Below are 9832 nucleotides of genomic sequence, written 5' to 3' on the forward strand. Positions count from 1 at the left end.
CGCTGGTCGGCTCGCGCGCATCCGGGCCTGCCTCCGGGCTGACTCCAGCACCACCGAGGATCGTCGTCACGGCCGGCTCAGCACCACCGTGAGCAGCACGAGCGCGGCCGCCCCCGCGATCCCGACGGCGGGCAGCACGGTCGCCGCGGTGCCCCCCGCGACGGGCGCCAGCACCGCGAGCACGGCGAGCGCCGCGGCCTGCACGGGGACCTGCACGGCCACGAACCGCAGCAGCGGGCGCCGGAGTACGGCCAGCTGCACCCGGCCACGCCACGGGAGGGCGAGCGCCTGCGCGGCCAGCACGTGAAGCAGGTGCAGGCCGGCGAGTAGCAGGAAGAAGCGCCCGTCCTGCGGTGCCGGCTGCTCGAACAGCTGGGTCGCGGCGAGCAGGAGCAGCAGGCACCAGGCCGTCGGCACGCGGGGCACGGCGACGGCGGCGGCGGTGAGCGCGAACCCGACGGCGGTCCAGAACCCCCACGGCAGGCGCTGCAGGCAGAGCAGGATCCCGACCGCGCCCAGCGCCGCCCGGAACGCGGCCGCCGGGATCCACGGGCCCATCGCCACCACGGGCTGCACGCGCACCCGGCTCGCGAACGCGCTCACCGCAGGCCCCGCGCCGGCCGGGCCAGGGCCCGCAGCCGAACCTCGCGCGGGTCCGCCGGACCGTCGTCCTGCCAGCGCAGGATCTCCACACCCTGCGCCTGCAGGGTCCGGATCCGGTCCCTGCGGTTCATCATGACGATGCGGTGCGCGAGCCGCTCGGCGCCGGTGGCGCGCGCGAAGCGGGGGGCCGGCAGGACGTCGACGGCGATCACCCGATGGCCGCCGCCGCGCCACAGCTCGGCCATCCGGGACGCCTCCTCGTCCAGGAACGTGGACAGCACGTACACCAGGGCGCCCGCCGGGACGATCGGAGGCCGCCGCCGACGGGCCCGCTCGCCCGCGGGCCGGGTCAGCTCGATCGCGCGCAGCAGCCGCCACAGGTGCCGTTGTCCGCCACCAGGTGCGATCATGCGGGCGGAGCCGGCGAGGTCCTGGAACCCGACCCGGTCCCCGGCGCGGACGTACCCGGCCGCCAGCGAGCAGGCAGCCTCCCGGGCGAGGTCGAGCGAGCTGATCCCGGCCGCGGCACCGGCGCTCGGGCTCCACTGCGCCACCTCCTCGCTCAGGTCGTCACCGCTGTCGAGCACGACGACCACCGTCGCGTCGGACGTCGCCGCGGTCCGGCGGACGTACAGGTCACCCGCGAACCGCCCGCGCCGCGCGGTGGCCTTCCAGTCGATGCGGCGCATCCGGTCCCCGGGTGCGAACGGGTGGACGTCGCGGAAGTCGCCGCCGTCGCCGGGACGGGAGGAGTCGTGGGTGCCGGTGAGCCCGCGCAGGCGCCTGGGCAGCGGCAGGTCCGTGACCGCCGCGAACGGCACCGGGACGACCCGGTGGACGATCGACGGGCCCTGTGGCAGGCCGAGGAGCGCGGCGTCCGCGCCGAGCATCCGGTACTCCACGCGCAGCACCTCCTGCAGCCCGGAGTGCAGCACGGGCAGCCGCAGCGTGACCCGACGGGTACCGGCCGCCAGTACGAGCTCCTGCGGGTCGCCGCCGAAGGCCGCCACGCGCAGCGCGACGCCGTCGACGCCGGACGCGGGCGTGAGTGTGAGGACCGCCTCCAGCTCCGCGGCACCGCGGGCGTGCGGGGCGATCTCCGCGGTCACGGTGCCGTCATGGCCGGCCCGCGGACGCCGGTCCCGCGTACCGGCCGCGGCGAGGACGAACGGCAGCGCCAGCAGGGCGATGTCGACCCGGGAGAGCACGAGCCCGGCCGCCGCGAGGACGACGGCGACGACCACCGCCGCGGTGCCGCTCCGGCTCGGCACCCACCGGGTGCCGGTGTGCTCGAACTCGGGCTGCTGCGCCCTCATCGCACGGCTACGGCCGCCGCACGCTCGCCGACGGTCGGCGGGCCCGGCACGTCGCGGACGATCGCGGCCACGACATCGGTCGCCAGCAGCCCGCCGGCCCAGGCCTGGGTCGTCAGCGAGAGCCGGTGGGCGAGCACCGGGACCGCGACGTGCTTGACGTCCTCCGGCGTCACGAAGTCGCGCCCGGCCATGACGGCCCGGGCCCGCGCGACGAGCATCAGGGCCTGCGAGCCCCGGGGCGACGCGCCGACCTGCACCGATCGGTGCTCTCGGGTCGCGACCGCGAGGTCCACGCAGTAACCGGCCACGTCCGGCTCGACGTAGACGGTCTCGACCCCGGACTGCATGGCGTGCAGGGTCGCCGCGTCGATCACCGGCTCCACGGTGGCCACCTCGTGCCGGCGCTCGACGCGGTTGAGCAGGACACGCCGCTCCCCCGCCCGGTCCGGGTAGCCGACGGCGAGCCGCACCGTGAAGCGGTCGAGCTGCGCCTCGGGCAGTGCGTAGGTGCCCTCGTACTCGATCGGGTTGGAGGTCGCGATCACGTGGAAGGGGGCCGGCAGCGCGAAGCTCTCGCCCTCGACGGTGACCTGCCCCTCCGCCATCGCCTCGAGGAGGGCCGACTGCGTCTTCGGCGCGGTGCGGTTGATCTCGTCCGCGAGGAGGAGGCCGGTGAACACCGGTCCGCGCCGGAAGACGAAGTCGTTCGCCGCCGGCGCGTAGACGAACGATCCCGTGATGTCCGCGGGGAGCAGGTCCGGGGTGCACTGCACCCGGCGGAACCCGAGGCCGAGGGCGGTGGCGAGGCTGCGCGCGGCGAGCGTCTTGCCGAGGCCGGGCACGTCCTCGAAGAGCACGTGTCCCCCGGCGAGGATGCTCGCGAGGGCGAGCTCGAGGGCCTCGGTCATCCCGACCACGACGCTGCCGACCACGTCCAGGATCTCACTGCTGCGCCGCGCGACCTCGTCGACCGCGAGCGGCGTCGGACCCTGCGCGGGGTCATCGGTCATGCCGGTTCTCCTCCTGTGGTGGCGGATCGAGGCGGTCGAGCGCGTCCAGGCATCCGGCCACGGCGCGCATGCGGGGCGGGCGGGTCGCGGGCAGCGCCACGGTGGCGTAGGCGGCCTCGCCGAGGAGCCGTTCGATGGCGGGACGGTCAGCGGGGTCGTCGAGGTCGAGCCCGCGCTGCGCGAGCCGGTACCGCGCGAGGTCGTGCACCGGCCGCAGGCCCGCCTGCGGGATCCGCCCGCGCCTCGGGCGCAGCGACCAGGAGAGCCGTGCGACGTCCCACCGGGCGCCCTCGTCGGCGGGCCGGGCGACCCCTTCCCACTGCACGTCCCGGTGGTCGGGCACCGCGGCCCGGCACAGGCCCGCGGCGCCCAGGACCAGCCCGACCGTGCCGGCGTGCCAGGCGTCCATGCCGACGAACCAGCAGATCGCGCCTGCGAGGACCGCGCCGGCCGCGAGGAGGCTCGTGCGCAGGGGCTCGGGGGTCACGAGGCCGACCGCCGCGACGCGTCGTCGTCCCACGTCCGTGCGAGGTCCGCGAGTGCCTCGCGAGCCCGCGAGACGTCCGAGGCGGTGACCGGGTGATCACCGAAGCGGGTGCGCAGGTAGAGCGCGAGCAGCGTCCGGATCGCGCGGTCGTCGGCGAACACCCGCGCCATGATGCGCGTGGTGAACTCGGTGGGTGTCTCCGCCGATCGGCGCACGATCCCGGAGTCCTCGGCCGTCTGCTGCAGGCCGAGCCAGGCCTTCATGACCGCGTCCCCCGGTTCGCGCTCGTGGTCGAGGAGCCGGAGGGCGTCCTCGACGCCGCGGCGCAGCACCGGCGGTTCCGGGGCCGGCTCGGGAGCGGGTTCGGGCGGGTCGAGGAGCGGGCCCGCCGTCGCAAGACCGGTCGTGGAGCGGGGCTTCCGACGCGCGAGCCAGCGCCACAGGAACACAGCGGCGACTGCGGCGACGACACCGACGAGAATCCAGAGCAAGATCCTCGACAGGTCCGGAGAGCCGCCGGCACCCGGGCCCGCCGCCGGCAGGGCCGGTGGTGGCAGCGACGGGCCAGGCACCTGCGGCGGCGCCGGGGCCGGTTCCGGGCGCAGGTCGGGCGCCCAGCGCAGCCCGGTGAGGACGGCGGGTCCCTGGGTTCCCGCGGCGACGACCACGACGAGCCCGAGCAGCGCGCCGGCCACCAGCGTGCGCCGTGACCTCACCCCCGCGGGCTCCGCGCGGCAGAACGGGACCAGGCGGCGATGCTCACCGCCCGACGGTACCGCCCGCGTGCACGGAGCCCGGCCCTCGGGCCGTGTCTGTTCGGTGGCCTCCGGTGGCGCCGCGCATCGTGCGGGGCCGCCCTCCGGCCAGCCGGCGCGGGCATGATCGGCCGCCTGGTGCGAGAGCGGCCACATACGGCCGTCGATGCACCCATCTGCCGATCAAGCCCAGGGCGCTCCTATGCGCGGACGCCGTCGAGCACGCGCCGGATGGTGCGTCGGCACAGTGCGCGGAACTCGGGTTCGGGGAGGCCGACCCGGCCACCGAGGTAGAGCTGGACGAGTCCTTGAGTGCTCGAGGTGAGGCTGAGGGTGACTTCCACGGGATCTCCGCTCTTGAGTACGCCTTGCCGGATGGCGTCGGTGACCAGCAGGTGCACCGGGGCGAAGGCGGGCGTGCCGCCGTCGCGGAAGTCGTGCGGGAACCGGCGAGCTCGATTGCGGCGGTCAGTGATCAGGAACGAGTAGAGGTGCGGCTTGCCGAGCGCGAAGTCGAGGAAGTCGGCCTGCAGTCCGAGCAGTCGGCCCTCGAAGTCGTCGGACTCGCGCTGCACGCCCCACGTCCGGGACAGCTCCCGCAGTGCGTCGTCGGCCACCGCGTGCAGCAACGCCTCCCGGTTCGGGAAGTGTTTGTAGATCGCCATCGCGGACAGGCCCACCGCCTCGCCGACCGCGCGCATGGTGACCGCCGGAGCGCCGCGCTCGATGAGCAGATCGTGGGCGGCGGCGGCGATCCGCATGGCAGTGGGATGGGTCGCCGGGCGACGCGCCTGGTCAGGCTCGGGGTCGTGCACCACGGTTTACATCATAAACCAACGGTGTACGGTGTAAACCCATGGCTGGGACAGGCGCTGGCAAGGGCTCGAAGCAGTGGCGCGCGCACCGGTCGATCGCGATCTCGCTGGGCGCGCTCGCGGCGATCGTGCTGGTCGGCTGGGTGGGCCTCGCGTGGTACTTCAGCGATCAGATGGTCAAGTCGATGCACGGTGGCGATCCGGTGTACTCGGAGACCGTGCTCGGGGTGAGCACTCCCCCGGGCGGCGCCGTCGTGGTGTCGCTGGCGCGGACCACGGCCTCCGAGAAGCCGGGCCGCTGGGGGCTGAGCTGGGCCGGTGGCAGTGCGATGCTCGGCCCCGTCGTCACCCGCACCGCCGACCGGGTGGACCGGCCGCTGCTCAGCGGCATCGTCCCGACGGCGGGCACGCGCGCCGGCATCAGCTGGACCCACCGGTCCGACCCGAAGGTCGCGCTCGGGCTCGACTTCGCCGAGATCATGGTTCCGGGCGAGCTCGGCCCGATGCCCGCCTGGTACATCCCGACCGACCGGCGCGAGAGCTCCTCGACCTGGGCGATCCTGGTGCACGGCAGCAACGCCGACCGTCAGACGATGCTGAAGACGGCCGACGCGGTCCACCGGGCCGACCTGCCGATCCTGGACATCACGTATCGCAACGACGTGGGCGCACCGGCGTCCCCGGACGGGGTGCTGCACGTCGGCGAAACCGAATGGCGTGACCTCGAGGCCGCCGTGCGCACCGCCCTGGACCGGGGAGCCGACGACGTCGTGCTCTACGGCGGGTCGTACGGCGGCGCCATCGCCACCCGTTTCCTGGACCGCTCGCCGCTGGCCGACCGCGTCTCGGGCGTCGTGCTGGACGCTCCCGAACTGAGCGTGCCCGCGACCCTGGAGCACAACGCCGAGCAGCGGCACATCCCCGCCGCCGTCACCTGGCTGGCGACGAAGCTCTGCAACTGGCGGGCCGGCATCGACGTGGAGCGGATCGACGTGACGCGCTACCCGCCGAGGGTCCGCCCACCGACGCTGATCCTGCAAGGCGACGCCGACGAGGCCCACCCCACCAGCACCGCCCGGCAGTTGGCCAAGGACGGTCCCCGGCTGGGCTGGCCGATCAGGTACGAGGAGTTCCCCGGGGCCGGGCACAGCGAGGCGTGGAACTTCGAGCCGGATCGTTACGAGGCCCTGGTCAGCGACTTCCTCGAAGACGTCACCACACCGGCTCCGACCCCGCGGGGCCACTGACCCGTCCTCGCGCGAGCCCGTGCCGGCGGCTGGGCCCGGTCAGGTTTCGAGGCCCGGCGGGGCGGCCGTGGCGAGGGCGCGCAGATCGTCGAAGGCGCGCAGCAGGTGCGCGTCCAAGCTCTGCGCGGGGTCGTCGATCCAGGCCTGGACCGCGTGTTGATAGGCGGCCCAGCCGGTGCGGGCAGCCAGGCCGGCCGGCCCGTCGGCGACACCGCGCTGCCGCAGCGCCTCCGCCACGGCATCCGTGAGCCACGCATGCTTGGCCAACTCGCGTTCGCGGAGCGCCGGGGTCGCTGCGACGACTTTCCACCGCGGCTCGGAGAACGGGCGGTTGTGCTCCAGGTTCCGCGCGGACTCCCGGAAGGCGCACAGCAGTACCTCGAACGGCTGCAGGCCTGCGGGCGCTTCGGCCATCGCCTGCATCAGCGCGGCGCGCAGGTCGGCCTCACCGTCGAAGAGCACCTCGCGCTTGTCCGGGAAGTGCCGGAAGAAGGTGCGCTCGTTGACCCCGGCCCGGGCGGCGATCTCCGCAGCCGTGGTCCGGTCGAACCCCCGTTCCCGATACAGCTCCAAGGCCGCCTGCCGAAGCCGGCAACGCGCTTCTGCTCCGCTCCGTGGCACCTGCCGAGGCTATCGCAACGTGCCAGTGACCGGCGTTACGTTGCGCCAGTCACTGACACTACCCGTAGAGTCAGTGACTGACACCAAGTAGTGCCAGTCATTGGCTCGAAGCGGGAGTGTGTGTTGCCATGCATGTCTTCGTCACCGGTGGTACCGGCCAGACCGGCCCCACCGTCGTCGCCGAGCTCGTCGCGTCCGGCCACACCGTCACCGGTCTGGCGCGCTCGGACCCGGCCGCCGCTCGACTGGAGTCGCTGGGCGCCACACCGCACCGCGGCTGCCTGGACGACCTCGACAGCCTGCACCGCGGCGCCGAAGCCGCCGACGGCGTCCTGCACATGGCGTACGGCGGCGACTACGCCGATCCGGACACCCTTGTCCGCCGCGACCGCGCCGCGATCGAGACGCTCGGGCGGGCGCTGGCCGGATCGGGCAAGCCGTTCGTCAGCACGTCGGGCACGTTGGTGACGAGGGCCGGCCGGGTCAGCACCGAGCACGACGCGCCGGATCCCGATTCGGTCGCCGCCTTTCGCATCGCGGGTGAGCAGGCCTGTCTGAGCTTCGCCGACCGGGGGGTCCGGGCGAGCGTCGTGCGACTCGCGCCGACCGTGCACGGCCGGGGCGACCACGGGTTCATCCCGGCTCTCATCGCGGCCGCGCGCAGGGCGGGCGTGTCGGCGTACATCGGTGCCGGCTCGAATCGCTGGCCGGCCATCCACCGGTCCGACGCCGCCACGCTCTTCCGGTCGGCGCTGGAGAAGGCGCCGGCCGGCAGCGTCCTGCACGGAGCCGGCGAGAGCGCCGTGACGATCAGGAGCATCGCCGAGCAGGTCGCGCGGCTGCTCGCCGTCCCGACCGCTTCGCTGACCCTGGAGCAGGCCGCCGAGCACCTCGGAAACCCGTTCCTGGCCAGGTTCTTCGCCCTCGACGTGCCCGTCGCCAGCCGGCACACCCAGGCGCTGCTGGACTGGACGCCGGAGCACGCCACCCTGCTCGAGGACCTCAGGACCGGCGACTACTTCACCCCGGAGGCCGGCGAACGCGCCGAGGAGATCTGGTTGCCGCACCACGGCCGGCCCGACCACGGCCGGAGCTGACCCGCTCGCGACCCGGTACTCAGGGGTTCGCCCCAAGCAGTGCGGCGTACCAGGCCTGTGATGCGGGGTCGGCGTGCACGCTGTACCCGACGCCGGGATGCGTGCCGATGAGCGCTGGGCGCCTGTCGCCGTACCGGTTGTCGATCATCGCCATGGCGCTGACCGTGGCGGAGCCGATCGACGCAGGCGACGGCGAGCTCGCCGCCAGGCGGATGCGCGAGCACCTCGACAACGCCGAGGCCCGGATCATCACCCGCATGCGGCAGCCGGCGGGCGGCACGTAGGAATCGGCTGGTTGGGTGGGCGGCATGACCGGACCAGCGCCAGCGTCGGGGTGCGACCGGAACTTCCTCGGCGTCGTCGTCCCGCTACCGGCGCTCGGTCGGACGGCGGTGCGGGAGCTGACGTACACCCACTTCACGGTGCTGCTCGACCCGGCACGACGCCTCGCGGTGTCGACGGGTGTCAACATCACCGGGGCCGAGCTGCGTGACGTCGACAGGAACGACGACTGGCGACTCGACCCGCGTGTCGATGCCCGCGAGCAAGCCGGCCCGGACCTGTATGCCGGCAACGACCTGGACCGCGGGCACCTGGTGCGGCGCCGCGACCCGGTGTGGGGCGACCCGGCCGTGGCCGAGCGGGCCAACAACGACACGTTCGTCTACCCGAACGCCGCCCCGCAGGCCGCAGAGTTCAACCAGGACCAGCAGCTGTGGCTCGGTCTCGAGGACCACGTGCTGACCTACGCCGACACCTACGACGCCATGTTGAGCGTGTTCACCGCCCCGGTGCTCGCCCCCGACGACCCTGAGTACCGGGGGGTGCGGATCCCGCGGATCTTCTGGAAGGTGGCCACCTGGACCGCCGCGCCGGACACCGGTGAGGCGCGGCCGTTGGCCGCGACCGGGTACGTCCTGGACCAGACGCCCCAACTCGACGACATCGAGACCGCAACCCGGGATGCGCTGCAGGCCGGCGACCCGCCACCGCTGGGCCCCTACCGCACCTACCAGGTGCCCATCACCGACATCGCCGCCCTCACCGGACTGGACCTCGGACCACTCGTCGCCGCCGACCGGCTCCGGGTGCCCGCTCCAGCCGGCACCCGGGAACGGGAACGGTGGGTCCGCCTCGACACACCGGCCGCGATCCAGCTCTGATCCGTTCCTCGATCGCCGGGTCGTGCAGCGGTGATCGGCTTACGTTGGGCGAGCCCCGGGTTTCCCGCGCTGCCGCCCCGTTTCGCGTCGATCCCGTGGACGTCCTGGTAGCCGTTCCCGACGGCGCGGCGTGCCCGTTCACGACGACACCCTTCTGCTGCGTGCCCATGGACTGTCTCCGCATTTCGCCACGAGACCGATGGCTTCTCGCCCGCGTTCCGCGGAGCGCGGTGTCACCGGTATTCGATCTTTGTCGCGTGGGCGAGCCCGGTCGCCTCGGGAATCGATGCCCCTCGACCCCCGCCGGGGCCTCGCGCGCTGCCGCCACCGTTCGCGTCGATCCTCGCGTGCGGGGGGTGGCCGGGTTGGGAGCACTACCGAATACCGTAGGCGCCCCGGCAGCCGTCCCCGCCTGTCCGGCACGCCCGTTCCCGACTTCATCCTCGACCGGGTGCCCACGCAACTATCCTGTGGCCCCGAATCGGCACCGGACATCACCACAAGATCGTTGCCATCCACCGCGTTCCGCGGAACGCGGAATTGTCGGACCCCGATGCCATCCTTGAGTTCAACAACAATCCGAACTCAGGAGGCACCCCATGTCCACTGCCACGATCATTCCGCTCGCCGCCCCGATGGACGGGATGAGCACCGATGATCTGGAATCGGAGTTGTTGGGGTTGGCCGGGCACATCGCCGCCGCCGAATGCCGCTTCCT

11 protein-coding genes are annotated in these 9832 nt (G+C 73.6%); 4 read left to right on the top strand and 7 right to left on the bottom strand.

Translation table 11 applies throughout. From position 1 onward, the window contains the following. Positions 1-66 precede the first annotated feature (66 nt). From ACU436_RS39565 to ACU436_RS39590, 6 genes are all read right to left on the bottom strand, one after another. Positions 67-603 carry a hypothetical protein gene (locus ACU436_RS39565; protein ID WP_459032274.1) on the bottom strand — a complete coding sequence of 179 codons (537 nt, stop codon included), beginning with the start codon at positions 601-603 and terminating at the stop codon, positions 67-69. Further along, positions 600-1919 (bottom strand): DUF58 domain-containing protein, encoded by a 1320-nt coding sequence (locus ACU436_RS39570; protein ID WP_459032275.1) that lies wholly within the window; start codon positions 1917-1919, stop codon positions 600-602. The genes ACU436_RS39565 and ACU436_RS39570 overlap by 4 nt, the downstream gene beginning before the upstream one ends. Then, positions 1916-2929, bottom strand: coding sequence for an AAA family ATPase (locus ACU436_RS39575; protein WP_459032276.1), 1014 nt, complete (start codon positions 2927-2929; stop codon positions 1916-1918). Before ACU436_RS39575 ends, ACU436_RS39570 begins: the two co-directional genes overlap by 4 nt. Then, positions 2919-3416, bottom strand: coding sequence for a hypothetical protein (locus ACU436_RS39580; RefSeq protein WP_459032277.1), 498 nt, complete (start codon positions 3414-3416; stop codon positions 2919-2921). Before ACU436_RS39580 ends, ACU436_RS39575 begins: the two co-directional genes overlap by 11 nt. Next, positions 3413-4132, bottom strand: coding sequence for a DUF4129 domain-containing protein (locus ACU436_RS39585; protein ID WP_459032278.1), 720 nt, complete (start codon positions 4130-4132; stop codon positions 3413-3415). Before ACU436_RS39585 ends, ACU436_RS39580 begins: the two co-directional genes overlap by 4 nt. A 239-nt stretch (positions 4133-4371) precedes the next feature. Further along, the gene (locus ACU436_RS39590) at positions 4372-4932 is read right to left on the bottom strand and encodes a TetR/AcrR family transcriptional regulator (RefSeq protein ID WP_459032279.1); all 561 of its coding nucleotides are present in this window, start codon (positions 4930-4932) and stop codon (positions 4372-4374) included. A gap of 95 nt (positions 4933-5027) precedes the next feature. On the opposite strand from ACU436_RS39590, the gene ACU436_RS39595 reads away from it, so the two are divergent. Next, positions 5028-6233, top strand: a complete 1206-nt coding sequence (locus ACU436_RS39595) for an alpha/beta hydrolase family protein (protein WP_459032280.1) — start codon at positions 5028-5030, stop codon at positions 6231-6233. Between the two features lie 39 nt (positions 6234-6272). On the opposite strand, the gene ACU436_RS39600 is transcribed toward ACU436_RS39595, so the two are convergent. Continuing rightward, positions 6273-6806 carry a TetR family transcriptional regulator gene (locus ACU436_RS39600; protein ID WP_459032281.1) on the bottom strand — a complete coding sequence of 178 codons (534 nt, stop codon included), beginning with the start codon at positions 6804-6806 and terminating at the stop codon, positions 6273-6275. 176 nt (positions 6807-6982) lie between these two features. Between ACU436_RS39600 and ACU436_RS39605 the strand changes: the two genes are divergently transcribed. The 3 genes from ACU436_RS39605 (at position 6983) to ACU436_RS39615 (ending at position 9114) form a co-directional block, all read left to right on the top strand. Next, positions 6983-7951, top strand: coding sequence for an SDR family oxidoreductase (locus tag ACU436_RS39605; protein WP_459032282.1), 969 nt, complete (start codon positions 6983-6985; stop codon positions 7949-7951). Positions 7952-8058: 107 nt separating this feature from the next. After that, a complete protein-coding gene (locus ACU436_RS39610) occupies positions 8059-8235 on the top strand; it encodes a hypothetical protein (protein WP_459032283.1) in 177 nt (58 codons plus the stop codon). Positions 8236-8259: 24 nt separating this feature from the next. Continuing rightward, positions 8260-9114 (top strand): DNA/RNA non-specific endonuclease, encoded by an 855-nt coding sequence (locus ACU436_RS39615; protein ID WP_459032284.1) that lies wholly within the window; start codon positions 8260-8262, stop codon positions 9112-9114. Positions 9115-9832 lie beyond the last annotated feature (718 nt).

The sequence above is a fragment of the Pseudonocardia wallangbongensis genome (assembly GCF_054486945.1).